This is a genomic window from Streptomyces sp. A3M-1-3 (assembly GCF_024213665.1).
Lineage (GTDB): Bacteria > Actinomycetota > Actinomycetes > Streptomycetales > Streptomycetaceae > Streptomyces.
In genome coordinates, this window is record NZ_JANAVP010000012.1 from 71,017 (window position 1) to 91,119 (window position 20,103).

16 protein-coding genes, 2 tRNA genes and 3 pseudogenes are annotated in these 20,103 nt (G+C 71.4%); 9 read left to right on the forward strand and 12 right to left on the reverse strand.

Annotated features, from left to right (window positions below; all coding sequences use genetic code 11):
• Positions 1-27 precede the first annotated feature (27 nt).
• Positions 28-101, reverse strand: a tRNA-Lys gene (locus NLX86_RS15820).
• Between the two features lie 148 nt (positions 102-249).
• Here NLX86_RS15820 and NLX86_RS15825 point away from each other — a divergent pair.
• Positions 250-1,647, forward strand: a complete 1,398-nt coding sequence (locus NLX86_RS15825; RefSeq protein WP_254372446.1) for a peptidoglycan-binding protein — start codon at positions 250-252, stop codon at positions 1,645-1,647.
• A gap of 1,136 nt (positions 1,648-2,783) precedes the next feature.
• Here NLX86_RS15825 and NLX86_RS15830 read toward each other — a convergent pair.
• On the reverse strand, positions 2,784-3,494 hold the full coding sequence (locus NLX86_RS15830; protein ID WP_254372453.1) for a hypothetical protein: 711 nt from the start codon (positions 3,492-3,494) through the stop codon (positions 2,784-2,786).
• Between NLX86_RS15830 and NLX86_RS15835 the strand changes: the two are divergent.
• From NLX86_RS15835 to NLX86_RS15845, 3 genes and pseudogenes are all read left to right on the forward strand, one after another.
• Positions 3,456-4,460, forward strand: a pseudogene (locus tag NLX86_RS15835) (SPFH domain-containing protein); the annotation flags it as partial. The gene NLX86_RS15830 and the pseudogene NLX86_RS15835 sit on opposite strands and share 39 nt — an antisense overlap.
• Before the next feature lie 256 nt (positions 4,461-4,716).
• Positions 4,717-5,379: a nucleoside/nucleotide kinase family protein gene (locus NLX86_RS15840; protein ID WP_254372342.1), complete on the forward strand. Its 663-nt coding sequence runs from the start codon at positions 4,717-4,719 to the stop codon at positions 5,377-5,379.
• Between the two features lie 69 nt (positions 5,380-5,448).
• A complete protein-coding gene (locus NLX86_RS15845) occupies positions 5,449-6,039 on the forward strand; it encodes a lytic polysaccharide monooxygenase (protein WP_254372343.1) in 591 nt (196 codons plus the stop codon).
• A gap of 218 nt (positions 6,040-6,257) precedes the next feature.
• Here NLX86_RS15845 and NLX86_RS15850 read toward each other — a convergent pair.
• From NLX86_RS15850 to ehuB, 6 genes are all read right to left on the reverse strand, one after another.
• Positions 6,258-6,331 (reverse strand) — tRNA-Lys (locus NLX86_RS15850).
• A 67-nt stretch (positions 6,332-6,398) separates the two neighbouring features.
• Entirely contained in the window at positions 6,399-7,157 is a 759-nt protein-coding gene (locus NLX86_RS15855; RefSeq protein WP_254372344.1) for an IclR family transcriptional regulator C-terminal domain-containing protein, read from the reverse strand.
• A 227-nt stretch (positions 7,158-7,384) separates the two neighbouring features.
• Positions 7,385-8,125: an ectoine/hydroxyectoine ABC transporter ATP-binding protein EhuA gene (gene ehuA / locus NLX86_RS15860; RefSeq protein WP_254372345.1), complete on the reverse strand. Its 741-nt coding sequence runs from the start codon at positions 8,123-8,125 to the stop codon at positions 7,385-7,387.
• Positions 8,115-8,765: an ectoine/hydroxyectoine ABC transporter permease subunit EhuD gene (gene ehuD / locus NLX86_RS15865; protein WP_254372346.1), complete on the reverse strand. Its 651-nt coding sequence runs from the start codon at positions 8,763-8,765 to the stop codon at positions 8,115-8,117. The genes ehuA and ehuD overlap by 11 nt, the downstream gene beginning before the upstream one ends.
• Positions 8,762-9,430 (reverse strand): ectoine/hydroxyectoine ABC transporter permease subunit EhuC, encoded by a 669-nt coding sequence (gene ehuC / locus NLX86_RS15870; protein WP_254372347.1) that lies wholly within the window; start codon positions 9,428-9,430, stop codon positions 8,762-8,764. The genes ehuD and ehuC overlap by 4 nt, the downstream gene beginning before the upstream one ends.
• On the reverse strand, positions 9,427-10,311 hold the full coding sequence (ehuB, locus tag NLX86_RS15875; RefSeq protein ID WP_254372348.1) for an ectoine/hydroxyectoine ABC transporter substrate-binding protein EhuB: 885 nt from the start codon (positions 10,309-10,311) through the stop codon (positions 9,427-9,429). Before ehuB ends, ehuC begins: the two co-directional genes overlap by 4 nt.
• Before the next feature lie 42 nt (positions 10,312-10,353).
• Here ehuB and NLX86_RS15880 point away from each other — a divergent pair, with 42 nt between their 5' ends.
• Positions 10,354-10,854: a DUF3830 family protein gene (locus NLX86_RS15880; RefSeq protein ID WP_254372349.1), complete on the forward strand. Its 501-nt coding sequence runs from the start codon at positions 10,354-10,356 to the stop codon at positions 10,852-10,854.
• Here NLX86_RS15880 and NLX86_RS15885 read toward each other — a convergent pair.
• Complete coding sequence (locus NLX86_RS15885) at positions 10,835-12,235, reverse strand: amidase (RefSeq protein ID WP_254372350.1); 1,401 nt, start codon at positions 12,233-12,235, stop codon at positions 10,835-10,837. The two genes, NLX86_RS15880 and NLX86_RS15885, sit on opposite strands and share 20 nt — an antisense overlap.
• Complete coding sequence (locus tag NLX86_RS15890; protein ID WP_254372351.1) at positions 12,228-13,178, reverse strand: D-2-hydroxyacid dehydrogenase; 951 nt, start codon at positions 13,176-13,178, stop codon at positions 12,228-12,230. The genes NLX86_RS15885 and NLX86_RS15890 overlap by 8 nt, the downstream gene beginning before the upstream one ends.
• A gap of 189 nt (positions 13,179-13,367) precedes the next feature.
• Between NLX86_RS15890 and NLX86_RS15895 the strand changes: the two genes are divergently transcribed.
• The 3 genes and pseudogenes from NLX86_RS15895 to NLX86_RS15905 all read left to right on the forward strand — a co-directional run.
• Complete coding sequence (locus tag NLX86_RS15895) at positions 13,368-14,168, forward strand: aspartate/glutamate racemase family protein (protein WP_254372352.1); 801 nt, start codon at positions 13,368-13,370, stop codon at positions 14,166-14,168.
• Positions 14,165-14,887 carry a decarboxylase gene (locus NLX86_RS15900; RefSeq protein ID WP_254372353.1) on the forward strand — a complete coding sequence of 241 codons (723 nt, stop codon included), beginning with the start codon at positions 14,165-14,167 and terminating at the stop codon, positions 14,885-14,887. The genes NLX86_RS15895 and NLX86_RS15900 overlap by 4 nt, the downstream gene beginning before the upstream one ends.
• Before the next feature lie 430 nt (positions 14,888-15,317).
• Positions 15,318-15,955: pseudogene (locus NLX86_RS15905) on the forward strand (MsnO8 family LLM class oxidoreductase); the annotation flags it as partial.
• Between the two features lie 37 nt (positions 15,956-15,992).
• Here the strand turns inward: NLX86_RS15905 and NLX86_RS15910 are convergent.
• The gene (locus tag NLX86_RS15910; protein WP_254372354.1) at positions 15,993-17,273 is read right to left on the reverse strand and encodes an ATP-binding protein; all 1,281 of its coding nucleotides are present in this window, start codon (positions 17,271-17,273) and stop codon (positions 15,993-15,995) included.
• Between the two features lie 418 nt (positions 17,274-17,691).
• Here NLX86_RS15910 and NLX86_RS15915 point away from each other — a divergent pair.
• A pseudogene (locus NLX86_RS15915) lies at positions 17,692-17,944 on the forward strand (carbohydrate-binding protein); the annotation flags it as partial.
• 74 nt (positions 17,945-18,018) lie between these two features.
• On the opposite strand, the gene NLX86_RS15920 reads toward NLX86_RS15915, so the two are convergent.
• Positions 18,019-19,836, reverse strand: coding sequence for an EAL domain-containing protein (locus NLX86_RS15920; RefSeq protein WP_254372355.1), 1,818 nt, complete (start codon positions 19,834-19,836; stop codon positions 18,019-18,021).
• Positions 19,837-20,103: the final 267 nt, after the last annotated feature.

Sequence of the window (20,103 nt, forward strand, 5' to 3'; positions counted from 1 at the left end):
CTTCGGTGAGGGGGTTTCGGCTGTCTGTGCGCCGCCAGGGACTCGAACCCCGGACCCGCTGATTAAGAGTCAGCTGCTCTAACCAACTGAGCTAGCGGCGCCTGCTGACCTGGAGAACTCTACCTGAAGCAGAAGGGTGATACAGACCGGCCACGCCGCCGATTGCCCCATTGATAATCTTTTGGTACGTCAACATGCAATATGTCCAGAGGAGAAGCGTCAAGGGGAGCGGACGGAAAACGCATGACGATGGCGGCACCGGTGTTTGAGGAGTTCGAGCCCGCGAGCGACTGTGCTTGCGGGGGATGTGTACGGCAGCGGCGGGCCAGGACCCACACCCTGCCGCTGAAGAACGGCGGCCACCCGGCCGCGCACGGGGCGCGCCGGGCGCTCGTACTGGCCACCGCGGCCGGTGTGGTCCTCGGTGGCGGCGGCGGAGTGGCGGCAGCGGTCACCGCTCCCGGGCACGCGGCGGTCCGCGCGGACGACCTGGTCCGCGCGGACGACCCGGACCCGGACGCCGGCCAGGGCAGCCCGCAGGGCGGCAAGGGCCCGCTGCACGGGCCGGCGGGCAAGCCGCCCGTCGGGAAGCCCGGGGCGCCGGCGATGAAGCCCATCGACCGCACGACGATCATCAATCGGGCCAAGCGGTGGGTGAGGGAGCAGGTTCCGTACAGCATGTCGATGTACTGGAGGGACGGGTACCGGCAGGACTGTTCGGGCTACGTGTCGATGGCCTGGAACCTCGGCACCAACGAATGGACAGGCAGCCTCGACACGTTCGCCACCCGGATCACCAAGGAGCAGTTGCGGCCGGGGGACATGCTGCTCTTCCATAATCCCGACAACCCGACGAACGGCTCGCACGTCACGATCTTCGGCGGCTGGGCCGACTACTCGCACACGTACTACACCGCGTACGAGCAGGCGCGCCCGTACACCCGCCGGCAGATCACGCCGTACGCGTACTGGAACAACGCCGACCACTATGTGCCGTACAGGTACAAGGCCCTGGCCCCGGACACCCCGCCCACGCCGACTACGCCACCCGCGACACCGACCGCGCCCGCGACGCCGAGTGAGCCCGTCGGCCCGGCCGGCGGCCCGAGCAGCAGCGCCGGGTACCCGGGCGCCGGGTCGTTCGGACCCGGCGCGAACAACGCACATGTCACCCGGCTCGGCGAGATGCTCGCCGGCCGCGGCGCCGCCCGCTTCTACGGGCGTGGGCCGGGACCGCGCTGGGGCGAGGCGGACCGGCTCGCGACCAAAGCGTTCCAGGAGGCACAGGGCTGGAAGGGCGCGGACGCCGACGGGCTGCCGGGCGTGGGCACTTGGCGGCTGCTGGTCCAGAAGAAGGGAAAGGACATCCCGCGCTCGGGGCAGGGCGGCGGCATCGGCACGAGCGCTGTGCCGGCCTATCCGGGCAAGGGGGTCTTCCGGCCGGGGCAGTCCGGACCGGAGATCGAGAGGCTCGGCAGGCAGTTGGTGAAGAAAGGCTTCGGCAAGTACTACGCGTCGGGGCCGGGACCGCGCTGGGACGAGGCGGACAGACGCAATGTCGAGGCGTTCCAGCGGGCCCAGGGCTGGCGCGGCGCTGCCGCGGACGGCTACCCGGGGCCTGAGACCTGGCGGCGGCTCTTCGCATGACGGAGGCAGAGATGAGTACGACGTATTCGCACCCGGAGGGCACGCCGGCGGAGCCGGCCGGTCCCTGGCCCGAGCCCGCCCCCGAGGACCCGCGCGCGTCCGCGCCCACGGCCCCGGTGGTTCTGGCGGAGCCGACGGCCCACGTGGTCCTGGTGAACCCGGCGGACCACGTACCACCGCCGGAACCCCTGGGCCTGTCGCCCCGCCCAGCCCCGGCGGGCCGGGCACGGCCCCCCGAACCCACGACGGACCGCGGCCGGCCGGCCGACCCAGGGGCCGTGAACGACGCTGCGGTGCAGCTCGGGGACCGCGGCTGGCCGGTGGCCGACGCACACGGCCCGGACGCACGGGCCCCGGAGGCGCTGGTGAACGACGGCTGCCCAGCGACTCCGGCGGCCGAGCCACAGCGCACGGAGGTGTGGGCTCCGGAGGCTCTCGGTGTTCCCTTGAACGGGGCACGTCCGGTGGACCCCGTGGGCACGGTGGCCGAGGCGCACCATACGGAGATGCGGGCCCCGGAGGCTCCCGGTCGTCCCTTGAACGGTGTGCATCCCACGGATCGCGTGGGGTCTGGAGACAGTGGATGGCCTGTGGCCCAGGTGGATCGACTGGCCCAGGCGGGCCCCGGTAACCGCGTGGATCCGGCGGAGCCGGTCGAGCGAGTAGGCCGGCCGGACCTTGGTGGCCCGACGGGCCATGCGGGTCCGGTGGGTGGGCCGGGCCCAAGTGGCCCGGTGCACCAGGCGGTTTCGGGTGAGCCGGTCGGGGGGCTGGATCGGGTGGGCCCTGCGGATCCGGTGAGGCCGGTGGGCCGCGCGGTCGCGAGTTCCTTGGGCGGGTTGGCCCCGGCGGAGCCTGCGGATCGTGGGTGGCCTGTGCCGGCGACCGCCGGTGACCTCGCGCACGCGGCCGAGCCGGTCGAGCGGCTGGGCGGGCCGGGCCCAAGTGGCCCGGTGCACCATGCGGTTCCGGGCGAGCCGGTCGGGGGGCTGGATCGGGTAGGCCCCGCCCACTCGGTGGGCCGTGCTGACCTCGGGGGTCATGCGGGTCCGGGGGAGCCGGTGGATCACCTGGTCCCGACGGGACCGGTTGGTCCCGTCGGTTCGGTGGACCGGTCATATCCCACGGGTTCCGGGCTACACGTGGGCGCCGCGCCCGCCGTGGACCTGGATGATCCCGGGCAAGTCGCGGACCCCTCCCATGCCGGAGGTCTCGCGCATGGTGGCGGTCCGGCCCATGCCGTAGGTCCGGCGAGAGCCGGGGATCTGGCCCAGGCCGGCCCTGCGCATGCCGGCGGTCTGGCTTATGACGCGGGCCCCGCGCAAGCCGGCGGTCCGGTCTATGACGCGGGTCCGGCCGAGGCCGTAACTTCGGCCTACGCCGAGGGGCCGGCCCACGACGTTGATCCCGCGCATGCCTGGGGTCCGGCCCCGGCCGTCAGCCCCGCGCAAGCCGCGGATCCAGCCCATGACGCGGGTCCCGCCCGCGCCGGTGATCCGGCCTGTGCCGGTGATCCGGCTCAGTTCGTAAGTCCGTGGCAAGCCGCCGATCCGGCCAGTGCCGCGGGGCCGGCCGCTGGCGCGGATACGGCCGACGACGGGGGTCTCGCGGGAGACGGGGATCCCGCTGACGACGGGGATTCCGCCGGCCACGGGGGCGATGCGGGCGTCGTGGGAGATGTGGGCGGCGGGGTTGTGTCCGCCGGGGGGCTTGGCGGAGGTGGTGGAACGGCAGCCGGGGTTGGGCGCGTCGCGGACCACTTCCGGGTCGCCGACGATGCCCGCGCGGCCGGGCAACTGCCCGGTCTGGTCATCCGGAACGAGGCATCCACCGAGATCCCGGTGCATCTGCTGTTCCGCGAACTGACGCCGCGCGGGATGGCCCCTCGGTCCGCCGTGCGGCCGCGGACCGCGCCACCCGCCGACCCCGATCTCGTCGAGCACCCCGGCCCCGTCCTGCCCGGCTGGGCCGCGCTGCTCGCCGGGACCGTCGCGCTGGCCGGGTGCTCGGCGGTGCTGTGGCGGGCCGGGCTCATGCCCGGCTGGGCGGCCCGCGCCGCCGGGCTCCCCTCGTACCCGTACGACGGTCTCGGCCCAGCCCACCTGGCGGTGCTCGCGTTCTGTGGCTTCCTCGCCCTCCTCGCCCTCGGCGGGCTCGGCCGCGGCCGGGTCGGCCACGCGTGGGTGCTGACGCTTTTCGGGCAGTACCGCGGCAGCGTCCGGCGCACCGGGCTGGTGTGGATGAGTCCGCTGCTGCGGCACCGCCGGGTCGACGTACGGCTTCGGCACTGGCGGAGCGAACCGATGCCCGCCGTCGACGCGAACGGGGTCGCGCTGCGGGTCGTCGTGCTCGTCGTGTGGAAGATCAAGGACACCGTACGGGCGGCGCTCGCCGTCGCGGACCACGAGTCGTATCTGCGGGACCAGGTCGAGGCGGCGATGGCGCGCGTGCTCTCGCAGCTGCCGACCGATGCCTTCCACGACGACGCGCCGACGCTGCGCAACGCGGAGGCGGTGGGCGACGCGCTCACCCGGATGCTGTCGGCGGAGGCCGAGCCCATCGGCATCGAGGTGTTCTCGGCCCAGCCGACCCGGATCGAGTACGCGCCGGAGGTGGCGGCCGCGATGCGGCGGCGCCGGGTGGAGGCGCTCGACGCCAAGCACCGGGACAGCGTGCTGACCTCGGTGGTGGACGCGGTGGACGACACGGTGAACCGGCTGACCGCGCGCGGTCTCGTCGATCTCGATGACTACGAGCGCAAGGGGCTGGTGAGGGACCTGACGGTGGCCTTCTACACGGGGAGGGTCGGCTGAGCCGTCCGGTGGGCGCGATCGGAGCCGCTGCCGGTGTCCACGGCTGCCTGAGCAGGTTCGGGCACCGGCGCGGGCACCGGCGCGGACACCGGCACGTGGCCGGCGCCGCCCGGTTCCGGTCCGCGTCCCGGCTCAGCTCCGTGGCGTCGGCTGGAACGTCCCTCCGTACATGGGCAGCTCGGACGGCCGGATCGGCGGCGTTGACCGAGCGCCAGATCAGAGCTGGGCCCTGTCGGCGACGGCTACCCTCTCGCGCATGGATCTGGTGCGGCTGGGTGCGGATGCCTGGGTGGTGGCCGCCGAGCGGGGCGGGGCGCGCTCGGTGCTGGGGATCGCCGGTCCGCCCGGGGCCGGGAAGTCCACCCTCGCGCGCGGGCTCGTCGCCGAGGTGGAGCGGGTGCACGGGGCCGACTCGGCCGCGTACCTGCCGCTGGACGGCTTTCATCTGTCGAACGTCCAGCTGGAGCGGCTCGGGCTGGCCTCCCGCAAGGGCTCCGCGCCGAGCTTCGACGTGTGGGGGTACGAGGCGCTGCTGCGGCGGGTACGGGAGTTGCCCGCCCAGGGGATCTACGTACCGGACTACGACCGCACGCTGCACGAGCCCGTCGCCGCCCGGCACCTCATCGCCCCGGCGGCGCGGCTGGTGGTCACCGAGGGGAACTACCTGGCCTGCGATCTGCCGGGGTGGCGCGAGGGGCGGGCGCTGATGGGGGAGGTCTGGTACGTGGAGGCGCCCGCCGGGGTGCGCCGTTCGCGGCTGGTGGAGCGGCAGTTGGCGGGCGGGCGCAGTGCCGCCGCGGCCGAGGCGTGGGTGGCGGGCAACGACATGCCCAACGGCGAGCTGGTCGAGACCTCGCGGGGCCGGTGCGACCGCATCGTGTCGTCGATTGGTATGGACATGCTCAGGCGCCGTCAATAATCTGAAACTTGGTCTAGACCTGAAGTGCGCACGGCTCGCAGAACTCCCCCCACGTTCTCAAGGAGCGTCATGCGTAAAAGGATTGGCGTGGCTGCGATCAGCCTCGCCGTCGCCGGAATCTCCGTAGTCGCCACCGGCAGCGCAACCAGTCACGGATACACCGACCAGCCCATCAGCCGGCAGAAGCTCTGCGCCAACCGCACGGTGACCGGCTGCGGCGAGATCATCTATGAACCGCAAAGTGTCGAGGGCCCCAAGGGCTTCCCGTCCGCCGGGCCCGCCGACGGCAAGATCTGCGCGGGCGGCAACAGCCGCTTCGCTCAGCTCGACGATCCGCGTGGCGGCAACTGGCCCGCGACCAACGTGACCGGCGGCCAGGGCTACAGCTTCCGCTGGCAGTTCACCGCCATGCACGCGACGACCGACTTCAAGTACTACATCACCAAGAACGGGTGGAACCGGAACCAGCCGCTGACCCGGGCCGCGCTCGACCCGCAGCCCTTCCTGACGGTCAAGTACAACGGCGCCAGGCCCGGATCCACGGCCGTCCACCAGGGCTCGATCCCCACCGGGAAGACCGGCAAGCACATCATCCTGTCGGTGTGGACCGTGCATGACACGACGAACGCGTTCTACGCGTGCTCGGACGTACAGTTCTGACGTCCAGTCAGTTATGGTGCGGCGCCGCCGCGCGGCAGTGAGCCACATGCCGGGGTGCTTTTCGACAACACCCCGGAATTCCCCCAGTGGTTGAGCGCAAGCTCCACCTGCCGCCCGCGGAGGACACCCACCGCCGGGTGCCCGCCGTCCTCGCGTACCTCAGATCCTGAGGTGCACGAAGAAGCCCCCCGCTTCCGCGAGGGGCTTCATTCCGTCTGTGCGCCGCCAGGGACTCGAACCCCGGACCCGCTGATTAAGAGTCAGCTGCTCTAACCAACTGAGCTAGCGGCGCCTGCTGACCCGGTAATAGTACCTGGTCCGCGGGGGTGCACCGGACCAGGTGCGAGAACTGGCGAGAACTAGATCGCCAGCGACAGCAGCACCGGGGCGGCTCTGCGGTTCAGCGTCTGGGCGGCCGAGCGCAGCCGGTGGGCGTGCTCGATCGGCATCGAGAGGGCCAGGCAGCCCACCGCGGCGCCGGCGGTGATCGGGACGGCCGCGCAGACCGTACCCAGCGCGTACTCCTGGAGGTCGAGCACCGGCACGGTGGCCGGCTGGCTGTCCAGCTTCGAGAAGAGGATCTTCTCGTTGGTGATCGTCCGCGAGGTGAGCCGGGCGGTCTTGTGCCGGGAGAGGTGGTCGCGGCGGCCGTTCTGGTCGAGCTGGGTGAGCAGGCACTTGCCGACTGCGCTGGCGTGTGCCGCCGACCGGAAGTCCACCCACTCGTTGACCTTGGGCGTCCGCGGACCGTCGGCGAACTGGGTGATCCGCACCTCGCCGTCGACGTACCGGCTGATGTAGACGGCGGCGCCGACCGAGTCGCGCAGCTGGTCCAGGGTTTCCTGCAGCTTGGCCTGGAGGGCCTGCTGCCGGTTCACGCCGGAGCCGAGCAGCACCAGGGAGTCGCCGATCGCATAGGCCCCGTCCGAGACCTGTACGACATACCCCTCGCGGCGCAGCATCAGCAGCATGGGGGCGAGATGGGCGGAAGGCAGACCGGTCTCACGCGCGATCTGCACATCGGTCACACCGCCACCATGCCTGGAGATCGTCTCGAGGACGCGCAGGGCGTACTGCACCGAGTGGAACGGCGCGGTCGGCTCGGGCTTCAGCGCCACGGTTTCCCCCTAGCAGGTTGTGACCGCTTGCGTTGGCGGCGTCGCAGCTGGTTACGGTCCGCCTGTGATGCGTACCGGCCCCAGAGCTTGGCTTGATACCACGATAGCGGCCAAGGGCCGGATCTGGAGCGGCTGTTGTTGAGATTGATGGCGCGCACCATGCCTCTCAGCAGGGGCGCGCCACTCTGGCATATGCCAGCGTCACGGTCATCGACCGATCGAAGAGGTCAGAGGACCGCGCCGAGGAACTCGCGCGTACGTTCGTGCCCGGGATCGCTGAAGATTTTCTCCGGCGAACCGGACTCGATGACACGCCCCGAATCGAACATCAGCACCTCGTCGGAGATGTCCCGGGCGAAATTCATCTCGTGCGTCACACAGAGCATGGTGATGTCCGTGGTACGGGCGATGTCCCGCAGCACGTCAAGCACCCCAGCCACCAGCTCGGGATCGAGCGCCGACGTCACCTCGTCGAGCAGCAGCACCTGTGGCCGCATCGCGAGCGCCCGGGCGATCGCGACCCGCTGCTGCTGGCCGCCGGAGAGCTGGCTCGGCTTCGAGCCACATTTGTCGCCGAGCCCCACCAGGTCGAGCAGGTCGCGGGCGCGCTCCTCTGCCTCGTCCTTGCTCAGCCCCAATACCCGGACCGGCGCCTCGGTGACGTTGCGCAGCACGGACATGTTGGGGAAGAGGTTGAACTGCTGGAAGACCATTCCGATGTTCTTCCGCACCTCGCGGATCTCCTTCTCCCCGGCCGGAAAGAGGCGGCCGCCGTTCACGCTGATCGTGCCGGCGTCGGGCTTCATCAGCGTCATCAGCAGCCGCAGGATCGTCGTCTTACCGGAACCGGAGGGTCCGATGAGGGTGACGTGCTTCCCCGGCCGGACCGAGAAACAGAGGTTGTCGAGGACGGTGTTGTCTCCGAAGCGCTTGGTGACGTTCTCGAAACGGATCAGGTCAGTGGACAAGGCGGCGCTCCAGGGTTCGTACGAGCAGAGAAGCCGGGTAGGCGATGAGGATGAAGGCGACGCCGACGACGGTCAGCGGCTCGGTGTACTGGAAGGTGGACGCACCCTCCAGCCGCGCCTGCTGGAGCATCTCCAGCACGCTGATCCCGGCGAGCAGCGGAGTGTCCTTCAGCATCGAGATGACGTAGTTGCCCAGCGAGGGCACCACCCGGCGGACCGCCTGCGGCAGGATCACCGCCGTCCAGGTGCGGCGCACGGGCAGGCTGAGCGCGGTGGCCGCCTCCCACTGCCCGGCGGGCACCGCCTCGATGCCGGCCCGGTAGACCTGCGCGGTGTACGTCGAGTAGTGCACGCCGATCGCGATCGTGCCGGTGGTCAGGGCGGAGAACTGCACGCCCCACTCGGGCAGCACGAAGAAGAGGAAGAACAGCTGCACCAGCAGCGGAGTGAGCCGGATGAACTCGGTGATCGCGTGCACCGGCCAGCGGACGAAACGGGTCGGGACGCGGAAGCCGATCGCCCAGACCAGGCCGAGCGCGAACGAGAGCAGTGAGCCGAGCACCAGGATCTGCAGCGTGACAAGCACGCCGTCCCAGAACTGCGGCATGAAGTCCGCCACCGCGGACCAGTCCCAGGTCACTTCGCACCTCCGGCCGTGATGCCGATATTGGCCTTGGTCCTGCGCTCGAGGGCCTTCATCCCACGGGTCAGGGCGAACGCGATCACGAAGTAGATCACCAGTGTGACGGTGTAGATCTGCGCGCTGTCCTGGGTCGCGAGCCGGACCAGATACGCGGCGAACGACACGTCACCGACGCCCAGCAGCGACACCAGGGCCGTGCCCTTGAGCAGCTCGACCAGCAGATTGCAGAACGACGGCATCATCTCCGGCACCGCCTGCGGCAGCAGGATCAGCCGCATCCGCTGCCAGGGCGTGAAGCTGAGCGCGACGCCCGCCTCGCGCTGCGCCGGTGCCACCGCGTTCAGGGCGCCCCGGACGACCTCGGCGCCGTACGCACCGTAGGAGAGGCCGAGCGCCAGCACCGCGGCCCACATCGGGACGAGCTGCCAGCCGACCAGCGGCGGCAGCACGAAGAACAGCCAGAACATCAGCACCAGGGCGGAGGTGCCCCGGAAGACCTCGGTGTAGAAACCGGCCAGGAAGCCGACGAAGCGCGAGCGGCTCGTGCGCGCCATGCCCGCGGTGAAGGCGACGGCGGTGGCGAGCGCCGCGCTGTACAGGGTGAGCTGCACGGTGATCCAGATGCCCGGGAGCACCCAGTTCTGCCAGAGTCCGGCTGTCATCGGCACAGCTCCTCGGCCGTCAGTTCGGTCATCTCGGCCTTGGTGAAGCCGAACGGCCGCAGGATCCGGAACAGCTCGCCGCTCTTCTTCATCTTGTGGATCTCGGTGTTGAAGGCGTCACGCAGCTCGGTGTCGGTGGGGCGGAAGGCGAAGCCGCCGCCGTCGATCTTCTTCTTGCCGTCCACGACCGCGGCGAAGGGCCTTGTGGCCTCGGCCCTGGCGCTCTTCTTCACCACCTCGCGGACGGTCAGCGCGGTGCCGGCGAAGACGTCGACCCGGCCGGACTCGACCGCGTTCAGCCCGGCGACCTGGTCCTGGAGGATCACGATGTCCTTCTCCGGAAAGCCCGCGGCGACCGCGTAGCCGAACTCCGCGTAACCGGTGCCGGTGGCGTTCGCCTTGGCCCTCACGACGTCCTCGTACGTGTGCAGCTGCTTGGGATTGCCCTTGCGCACGATGAACGAGTCGAGCATCTGGTACTCGGGGTCGGAGAACACCACCTGCGCGCAGCGCTCCTTGTTGATGTACATCCCGGCCGAGACGACATCGAACTGCTGGGAGTTGAGCCCGGGTATGAGGGAGGAGAAGTCGGTGGCGACGGGCTGGACCCGGCCGATACCGAGCCGCTTGAAGACCACTTCGGCCAGCTCGGGCGCCTCGCCGGTGAATACGCCCTGCTCGTCGATGTATCCGTAGGGGACCTCGCCGGCGATGCCGAGCAGTACCGTGCCCTGCGTCTTGAGCCGGGCGAGGGCGTCGCCGGAGGGCACCCGGGCACAGCCCGCGGCGCCCAGCGCGCCCGCCGCACCGAGCGCGGCGGCGCCGGCGAGGAACGATCGTCGGTGTATGCGATGGATTCGGTGTCTGGTGGGTGGAGCCATGGGCGCGCGGCTACCCGGGCCGTGCCGGGGTATGCGGGTGGGATGGCAGACAGATACGTAGAAGTGATGCTCGACAAGCGCGGTGTGCGCTGCACCGCGAAACTCCTCGACGACCGGGCGCCGGTGACCTGCGCGGCCGTGTGGGAGGCGCTGCCGCTCGGCGGTGACGTCTACCACGCCAAGTACGCGCGCAACGAGATCTACGCCCTGGTGCCCGCCTTCGCGGCCGACGAACCGCCGCTGGAGAATCCGACCGTCACCCCCATTCCGGGCGATCTGTGCTATTTCTCCTTCTCCGCCGCCCAGCTGGGCACCTCGTCGCACGGGTACGCGCCCCAGGCCGCCCACCGGGAACACGGCGCGGTCGTCGACCTCGCCCTCTTCTACGAGCGAAACAACCTGCTGCTGAACGGCGATACGGGCTGGGTCCCCGGCATCGTCTGGGGCACGGTCGTCGACGGCCTCGATGGGATGGCCGATGCCTGCCAGAACCTCTGGCGGGCGGGCGCCCTGGGCGAGACCCTCAGCTTCCGCCGGCCCTAGGGATTCCCGCCGCGCCGGATTCGTACAGCGCGTGCGCCGCCCGCAGGACGAGGGCGTCCGCGTGGCGGGGGCCCACGATCTGCAGACCCACCGGCAGGCCGGCCGCCAGGCCGCACGGCACCGTCGCGGCCGGCTGCTGGGTCAGGTTGAAGGGGTACGAGAACGGCGTCCAGCCCGTCCAGCGGTGGTGGCCCGACCCCTTCGGCACCTCCACGCCCGCCTCGAACGCGGGGATCGGCAGGGTCGGGGTGACCAGCAGGTCGTACGTGTCGTGGAAGCGGCCCATACGCCGGCCCAGGTCCATACGTACGTCCACGGCCGCGAGATAGTCGAGCGCGCTGTACTGGGCGCCGCGCGCACAGATCTCCCGCAGCCCCGGATCCAGCAACTCCCGCTGCTCACGCCCGAAGTGCTGGACGACGCGGGCCGCCCCGCTGAACCACAGGGTGTGGAAGGCCTCCACCGGATCGGCCAGGTCCGGGTCCGCCTCCTCGACGTACGCGCCCAGCTCCGCGAGGCGCGCGACCGCCCCGCGTACGGCCGAGGCGACCTCGGGCCGGACCGCGACCTGCCCGCCCAGGGACGGGGAGTACGCGATCCGCAGCCCCTTGACCCCGCCTGTCAGCGCCGCGCGGAAACTGCCCTCCACCGGGCCGAGCTGGGACCAGTCCCGCCAGTCGGGCCCGCTGACGACATCCATCAGCAGGGCCGCGTCCGCCGCGTCGCGGGTCATCGGCCCGGCATGCGACAGCGTGCCGAAGGCGCTCGCCGGATACAGCGGGATGCGCCCGTACGTCGGCTTCAGCCCGAAGATCCCGCAGAACGCGGCCGGAATCCGCACCGAGCCCCCGCCGTCCGTGCCCAGCGACATCGGGCCCGCGCCGAGCGCGACGGCCGCCGCGCTGCCGCCGCTGGACCCGCCCGCCGTGCGGAGAAGGTCGTACGGATTACGGGTGACCCCGGTCAGGGCTGAGTCGGTGACGCCCTTCCAGCCGAACTCGGGGGTGGTCGTCTTGCCGAGGAACACCGCGCCGTGCTCGCGCAGCCGGGCCACCGACGGCGCGTCCTCGTCCCACCTACCGTCCGCACGTATGGTCTTCGAGCCCCGCAGCGTCGGCCCGCCACGCACCAGCAGGATGTCCTTCACCGACACCGGCACGCCGTCCAGCAGCCCGAGCGGCTCCCCCCGGCGCCATCGCCCGGTGGCCGCCTCCGCCTGCGCGAGCGCATCCCGCGCGTCGATCCGGACGAAGGCGTTGACGCGCGGCTGCACCGCCTCGGCCCGGTCCAGCGCCGCGCGGGTCACCTCGACGGGGGAGAAGTCGCCGTTCTCGTAGCCGGACAGGAGCTGTCGGGCGGTCAGGCCGGTGAGTTCAGTCATGCTGGGTGACGTACCCACGTTTCTTGTCGACCACGTTCGGCAGCGGCTTTCCGTCCGCCCATAGTTCATACATATCCACGAACTGGGCGGCGAGTTCGTCGCGCCAGCCGACCGTGTCCCCGCTCATGTGCGGCGAGACGATGAGGCCGGGCACGTCCCACAGCGGGCTCAGCGCCGTCAGCGGCTCCTGCGCGAAGACATCGAGCGCCGCCCCGCCGATCCACCGCTTGGTGAGCGCCGCGACGAGATCCTCCTCGACCACGAGCGGCCCGCGCCCCACATTGATGAACCGGGCCGAGGGCTGCATCACCCCGAACCGCGCCGCGTCGAACATCCCGCGCGTCTCGCCGGTCAGCGGCGCGGCGCACACCACCCAGTCCGCGCGCGACAGCAGCCGGTCCAGCTCCCCGGGCCCGTGCACCCCGGCGCGCTCGGTCCGGCCCACCAGCGCCACGGTCACGCCCAGCGCCTCCAGCGTCCGCGCGACCGCCCGCCCGATCGGGCCGGAGCCGACCACGGTCGCGCGGGTGCCCGCCACCCGGACCGTCTCGCGGTGGTGCCAGTGGCGCCGCCGCTGGTGTTCCAGGGTGCCGGGGAGGTCCTTGGCGAAGGCGAGGACGAGCCCGGCGACGTACTCCGCGATCGGCTGGTCGAAGATCCCGCGCGCGTTGGTGACCACCGTCTCGGACGCGGCCAGCTCGGGGCAGAGCAGATGGTCCACGCCCGCGCTCGCGGTGTGCACCCAGCGGGGCCGTGGACCGCCGCCCGGCCAGGCGCGGCGTACCGCGTCGGAGGTGAAGTCCCACACCAGCAGCGCGTCGGCGAGCGGCAGCCGGTCCGCGAGCGTGTGCGCGTCGGCGTGCAGGACGCGGGCCCGTCCGGTGAGCCGGCCGAGCCGGGGCGGCGGATCGGCGTCCAGAACGAGGAGAGTGGGCTCCGGCATACGGGAGAAACCTTCCGTCAAAGCGGTCCGCAACGGCTGCGCGCTACGACTGGATCATGCACCTGAGCTGTGCCTGAGCAGCACTTTGAGCTGTGCCTGAGCAGCACCTTGAGCTGTGCCTGAGATGTACGGATTGACCACGCTCGCACCGCGCCCTACCGTCGTCAACACGCCTGCAGTGGGGGACCGATGGACATCTCCTTCCTCGGGGGCCCGCAGCCGCAGCGCGGCATCGGCGTCGTCGCCCCCTTCGACTTCGCACTGGACCGCGAACTGTGGCGCTGGGTGCCTGCCCACGTCTCGCTCCATCTCACCCGTACGCCCTTCGTGCCCGTCGAGGTCAGCCTCGATCTGGCCCGCCTGGTCAGCGAGCACGAGACCCTGCACAACGCGGTACGGGCGCTGAGCGCCGTCGAGCCGCAGGTCATCGCGTACGCCTGCACCTCCGGCAGTTTTGTCGACGGGCCGGCCGGCGAGCGCGCGATGTGCGCGGCCATGACCAGGGCCGGCGAGGTGCCCGCGCTGACCACCTCCGGCGCGCTGCTCCAGGCGCTGGCCGAGCTGGGAGCGCGGCGGATCGCCCTGGTCACGCCGTACACGGCGTCGGTGACCCGGGCCCTGGAGGAGTACCTCGCCGCGGCGGGCACCGAGGTCACCGGCCGCGCGTACCTGGGTCTGACCCGGCAAATCTGGCGGGTGCCCTACCGCGATGTGGTCGAGATGGCCCGACAGGCGGCGGTGGGCGCCGCCGACGCGCTGTTCATCAGCTGCACCAATCTCCCGACGTACGACGTGATCCCGCAGCTGGAGGCCGAACTGCGGATGCCCGTCCTCTCCGCCAACCAGGTGACGATGTGGTCCGCGCTGCGACACATCGGCGCCGCGGCGGTCGGCCCCTACCAGGCACTGCTGGATCAGGCCGCCCGGTGTGGACCCGCCGCTATGGGGGCAGCCGAACCCGAGGAAGAGGAACAGGGAGGCCGGACATGACCACAGTCGGACTGCTCTACCCCGGGCACTCCGCGGAGGATGACTACCCCCGCATCGAGATGCTGCTCGACACCGATATCCGGCTGCCCGTCGTGCACACCGACATCGGCGAGGACGCGCACCGGGTCGACGCCCTGCGCGAGATGGGCGCGCCCGAGCGGCTGGCGGCGGGGGTGGAGGAGCTGCGGCTGTCCGGCGCCGAATCGGTGGTGTGGGCGTGCACGAGCGGGAGCTTCGTCCGAGGCTGGGACGGCGCCCACGAGCAGATCCGAGCCCTGGCCCTCGCGGCCGGCCTGCCCGCCTCCAGTACGTCGTTCGCCTTCGCCCACGCGGTACGGGAGGTGGGTGCCCGGCGGGTGGCGGTGGCCGCGACGTACCCGCAGGACGTGGCCGAGTACTTCTCGGCGTTCCTGCAGGCGGCCGGGACCGAGGTCGTCGCCGAACGCGCCGAGGGCATCGTCACGGCGGCGGAGGTCGGCACCTGGGGGCGGGAGAAGGTGCTCGCGCTGGCCAGGGCGGGCGACCACCCGGACGCGGAGGCGGTGCTGCTGCCGGACACCGCGCTGCACACCGCCGCGTACCTGGCGGACCTGGAGGAGGCCCTCGGCAAGCCGGTCCTCACCGCGAACCAGGTCACGGTGTGGGAGGGGCTGCGGCTGGCGGAGCGCAGGGGAGCCTGGGGCGACGGGCTGGGCAGGCTCTTCGCCCGGCCCTGGTGACGGCGGCCCTGCGGCGCACCGACCGTCCCCCACAGCCCTCCGGGCATGGGGGTCGTCAGCTGCTTGCCGGGGAGCGTGCACGAGGGCGGTTTAGCTCGATCGTGTGATGGTCGGCTTCCGGGCTTGCGGCGTCCTGGGCCGTCCGGGTTAACGTGATCGTGTGATCTGGGACGCCGGGTACGGCGCCGGCGTGCGGGGCCCCCGCTCCACCGGAGTGATGGTTCAGGGCTTCCCCGTCGCCTCTGGCCGTACCCATTTGGCCGGATCGCGCAGGGAACCGACCTCCCGGGCCCGGACCACGCACAGGATGCGTGTCGCCGCCCCGGGGTTGAGTACGCCGGGGACCAGTGCGCCCAAGACCGTTCGGGGCGTGCGGCTGAGCGGACTCACTCCTGCTCAGTCAAGAGGAACGGTACCCCCATCCACTCGGGAGGACTTCCCGCAGCAGCTCGCCGAACTGACCCGGTTCCTGGACGACGACTTCCCCGAAGGCCACCCGTACGCGCGTATCCACGCCGTTCCCGGCCCGGTCCAGGGGCCCTCGGGCCGGCCGCCCGTCTGGCTGCTCGGCTCGTCCGGCTTCAGTGCGCGGCTGGTCGGCGCGCTCGGGCTGCCGTTCGCCTTCGCCCACCACTTCTCGGCGGCCAACCCCCTGCCCGCGCTGGACCTCTGCCGCGAGTCCTTCCGGCCCTCCGGGGTGCTGGACGCGCCATACGCCGTGATCGGCGTCTCCGCGCCGGCCTCGGACGACGAGCGGGAGGCCCGCCGCCAGGGCTGACCGGCGCTCTCTCGATGGTCCGGCTGCGCACCGGCCGCCCCGGGCTCATACCGACCCCGGAGGAGGCGGAGGCGTACGACTTCAGCGCGCCGGAGCGGGAGTTCGTGGACAGCTGGCTGGGCAATGTCGTCCACGGCACGCCGGACGAGGTCCGGTCCGGCCTCGACGATCTGCAGAAGCGGTCGGGCGCGGACGAGCTGATGATCACGGCCAACGCGCACGGCGGGGACGCGCGGCTGCGCTCGTACGAACTCATCGCGGACGCCTACGGGCTGCCCACGACGCCTTGAGGGTGCTCCCCGCTGTTCGGGCTGAGGAGTACCGACGTCATATGCGCACGTAGTGCTCGATGTCCTCTCTGAACTCGGTGAGCGCCTGGTCGGTGAGCGTGGGACGGGTGTCGGCGATGGCGGCGAGGTAGTCCTCGGTGCTGGCCGGCGCGCCTTGGCGGTCGGCGACTTCGCGTTCGAACGCGGCGTGCGCGCCCTTGCGCGCGGCGAACTCGATATCGGCGGGTGTGAACATCTCGCTGGCCGCCACCAGCCGGTGCAGCTCGACGCCGTCGGCGCCGGGGCCGAGGTAGCGCTGCCAGATCGCCGCCCGGGCGACCGGGTCGGGGGGACCGACCGGGATTACGTAGTCGAACCGGCCGGGGCGCAGGAACGCGGGATCGAGGGAGCGGACGGAGTTGGTGGCGCAGATCAGCAGGCGGTCGTCGTGGTCGCGGAAGCCGGGGATCAGCTTGAGCAGTTCGTTGGTGACTCCGTGGCCGGGATCGACGGCCAGGCCGGACCGGACGCCGGCAATTTCCTCGACCTCGTCGATGAACAGCAGAACGGTCTCCAGCTCGGCCAGATCGGCGAACGTTTCCCGTAGCGAGGTGGCCAGGCCCCCGGGGGCTCCCGCCGCGAGCCGCGAGGGGAAGAGCTCCACGAACGGCCACTCCAACCGGGAGGCGACTGCTTTGGCGAAGGTGGTCTTGCCGGTGCCCGGCGGGCCGAAGAGGATGACCGCCTTCGGCGGCGTCACCCCGTACCGGTCGGCCAGCGCGGGCTCGGCCAGCGGCAGCACGATCCGCTGCTCGATGGCTTCCTTCTCCCGCTGCATGCCCGCAAGGGCACCCCACAGCCCCTGCCGTAGTACCCTGCCGCCGAGCTCCGCAAGCAGACCCGCATCGCTCGCGCCAAGATGCTCGACCTTCTCGTAGAAGATCAGTCCGGCGCGAGTCCGGTAGCCGGAGTTTTCCAGGGCCGTGGTTCCGGTGGCCCCCGGGGCGAGCAGCGCACCGATCCGGCGTACCCCCTGCACCCGCAGGCGCCGCTCGAGCTCGGCAATCAGGGCGCTGCCGATCCCGCGGTTACGCCACTTCCCGGCCAGGGCCACCAGCGTGATCCAGGCCCGCTCACCCCGGGCCTGCGCCACCGCCATGCCCACCATGTCATCGCCCACCACTGCGACCACGGCGGGACCGCCGGTCCGGGCCGCGGCCATGACCTCAGAGACGGGGAACACGGGGGGCGAATCGTCCGCAGGCCGGTCCTGATCCCATATCTGGACGGCGCGGTCCAGATCGTCGTCGCGGAAGTCCCGCAATCGCCACGTCGGCATCCTCACCACCTTGCCGGCAGGTAGCCGTCGCCTCACCGGCGCCTGGCCGCGCACCACCGAGGCGGCAACCTGCCCTACTCATTCTCCGCGCCGATCAGATGCCCGTCGAACGGGCGAGCAGGTGCCCGATCACGGGATGGATGAGACCGAATTCCGGGCGCGGCGCATAGCTGGTCTCCAGCGTCACCGAGCCTACGGTGCAGGTGACCTGACGCAGCAGGACGCCGGGGGAGGATGCCCCGGCGCGCGGCAGCCCGGCGTGCTCGAGCGGTGCCTGAGCGACCGTCCGGAGCCAGGATCCGAATGAGCGCTTCGGGTAACACCTGGGATTCCGGTGCCGGAGTGGTTCATCGGTGAAGCACTCCCGAGGAAGATCCATAAGGGGGCCTTAAGCCGCTCGTCATCCAGGGTGGCGAGCGGACTGGACACCAACACCACGCTGTTCAACGACATCGTGACGGCCGTCGGCGGCACCCCGACGACCCCGCCGACGACCACCCCGCCGACAGGTGGCTGCTCGGCCGCCGCCTACGTCGCCGGCGCGGGTCTACACGGCCGGCAACCAGGTCTCCCACCAGGGCCATACCTGGAAGGCCAAGTGGTGGACGCAGAACGAAACGCCCGGCCCCACCGGTGAGTGGGGCGTCTGGCAGGATCTCGGCGCCTGCTGACACCACAGCCCGGTAGCACAGAGGCCCGCACGGTCCGAAGAGGGCCGTGCGGGCCGTGCGCAAGTCGGGGGCCGTCAGGCGGGCAGGTCCCGCAGCGGGCAGACCCCGATCATGGCGGCGATACGGTCCGGCGCCACCGCCCGCGAGTACAGCCAGCCCTGACCGGTGTCACAGCCGACCCGGCGCAGCCGCGCCGCCTGCCCCGCAGTCTCCACGCACTCCGCCGTGACCGTCAGCCCCAGCCGGTGCGCGAGCTGCACCAGAGCCTCGACGATCGTCTCGTCGGCGGGGTTGGGGTGCGCCCCGTCGTCGTACCGGAAGCCGCGAACAAACGATCCGTCGAGTTTCAGTACGGATACCGGCAGCCGGCTCAGGTACGCGAGATTCGAGTACCCGGTGCCGAAGTCGTCGATGGCGATCCGCACGCCCATGTCGCTGAGCGCCTGGAGGGCCTGGAGCGGACGGCCCGCCGAGCCCATCACGGCGGACTCGGTGAGCTCCAACTGCAGCAGCTGCGGCGCGAGTCCGGTCTCGGCGAGGATGCCGGCGACGTCGCCGACCAGGTCGGAGTCCCAGACCTGGCGAACGGCGACATTGACGCTGACGAACACCGGCGCGGCCGCGGGATGGTCGAGCTGCCACTGCCGTGCCTGCCGGCACGCCGTGCGCAGCACCCACCGCCCGAGCTGGACGATCGAGCCGTCCTCTTCAGCAATTCCGATGAACCGATTCGGCGCGAGCGTGCCGAACTGCGGGTGGTTCCAGCGGACCAGGGCCTCCACTCCGCGTACCGCCCCGCTCTCCAGATCCACCAACGGCTGGTACTCCAGGGCGAATTCGCCGCGCTCGACGGCGGGCCGCAGGGTGCTGGAGAGTGCCTGCCGGGTCATCCGGTGGGCGTTGCGCTCCGGGTCGAAGAGCGTCCAGCGGGCTTTGCCGTCGGCCTTGGCCCAGTACAGCGTGGTGTCCGCGGCCTGCATCAGGCCGGTCGCCGAGGTCCCGGCGGTGGCACGCTCCACCACGCCGATGCTCGCCGAGACGGACAGCCGCTGCCCGGCCAGGTCGAACGGCTTCTGGAGCGCGGCGAGTACGGACTTGGCGAGGTCGGCGAGCTGTTCCGTACCGGTGGAGTCCTCGACCAGCAGCGCGAATTCGTCGCCGCCGAGCCGGGCCACGAGATGGCCGCCGCTCCTGCCGTAGCCGGACTGGTCGGCGCACTGGGTGAGCCGGGCGGCCACGGCGGCCAGCAGCCGGTCGCCGACCCGGTGGCCGAGCGTGTCGTTGACCGCCTTGAAGCCGTCGAGGTCGAGGTAGCACAGCCCGATACGGCCTGTGCCGCCGCTGCCGTACGAGGAGGACTCCAGCGCGGCGGAGAGCCGCTCGAAAAACAGCGCGCGGTTGGGCAGGCGGGTCACCGGATCGTGCATCTGCAGGTGGCGCAGCCGCGCCTGGAGATCGCGCCGGTCGCTGACATCGGCGACGGACATCAGCACATTGCGGCTGTCGGGGACGGGCGCGAGGGTGACCTCGGTCCACATGGAGTGGCCGTCGGGGTGCTTGAGCCGGCGGGTACAGCGCAGCCGGGCCTGCCGGCCGCGCAGGACCTCGAGGTACGCGTGCCAGGTGCGGGCCTCCGCGGCTAGGTCGACGAGGTCGGCCGCGGCTTGTTCGACGAGGGCGGCGGGCTCGGCGCCGAGCAGGGTGGCGAAGGCGTGGTTGGCGGCGACCACCAGGCCCTCCCGGTCGACGACGGCCATGGCCAGGTGGGCGGCGTTGAACGCGGCCCGGTAATCGCGCAGCTCCGACGCTGTCCTGCTGCCGGAATCACGTTCCGTAACCGGTGATCGGACGCTGTCGGGTGCCGGACCGGGTCCTTCGGAGGTTCCGCTCACCGCTCGCTCCCGCAGTGCAGTTGTCTCGAACAGGTCTGGTCGGGCGTCGTCGGGGGGTCGTCGGCCGGGTGGGTCGGACCGCCCGGGGGCGGGGTCCACGCAGGAAAGTGTGCCGATCATAGAGGCTGGCGAGAGGGCCGATCCAGCTTCGGTGGCGTGATCATGGGCGCCTGCCCCTTCCGGCCGATCGTTTCTGCACGGCTGTGTGCGGGGCGGGTTGGTGCGAGACCGCTTGTGACTTTCCGTGACGCGCCGGAGTGTCGGACC

Coding starts and splice junctions, on each gene's coding strand:
- NLX86_RS15825 (WP_254372446.1), top strand. CDS start 250: ATGGCGGCACCGGTGTTTGAGGAGTTCGAGCCCGCGAGCGACTGTGCT.
- NLX86_RS15830 (WP_254372453.1), bottom strand. CDS start 3,494: ATGCACCGGGATCTCGGTGGATGCCTCGTTCCGGATGACCAGACCGGG.
- NLX86_RS15840 (WP_254372342.1), top strand. CDS start 4,717: ATGGATCTGGTGCGGCTGGGTGCGGATGCCTGGGTGGTGGCCGCCGAG.
- NLX86_RS15845 (WP_254372343.1), top strand. CDS start 5,449: ATGCGTAAAAGGATTGGCGTGGCTGCGATCAGCCTCGCCGTCGCCGGA.
- ehuC (WP_254372347.1), bottom strand. CDS start 9,430: ATGACAGCCGGACTCTGGCAGAACTGGGTGCTCCCGGGCATCTGGATC.
- ehuB (WP_254372348.1), bottom strand. CDS start 10,311: ATGGCTCCACCCACCAGACACCGAATCCATCGCATACACCGACGATCG.
- NLX86_RS15880 (WP_254372349.1), top strand. CDS start 10,354: ATGGCAGACAGATACGTAGAAGTGATGCTCGACAAGCGCGGTGTGCGC.
- NLX86_RS15885 (WP_254372350.1), bottom strand. CDS start 12,235: ATGACTGAACTCACCGGCCTGACCGCCCGACAGCTCCTGTCCGGCTAC.
- NLX86_RS15890 (WP_254372351.1), bottom strand. CDS start 13,178: ATGCCGGAGCCCACTCTCCTCGTTCTGGACGCCGATCCGCCGCCCCGG.
- NLX86_RS15895 (WP_254372352.1), top strand. CDS start 13,368: ATGGACATCTCCTTCCTCGGGGGCCCGCAGCCGCAGCGCGGCATCGGC.
- NLX86_RS15900 (WP_254372353.1), top strand. CDS start 14,165: ATGACCACAGTCGGACTGCTCTACCCCGGGCACTCCGCGGAGGATGAC.
- NLX86_RS15910 (WP_254372354.1), bottom strand. CDS start 17,273: ATGCCGACGTGGCGATTGCGGGACTTCCGCGACGACGATCTGGACCGC.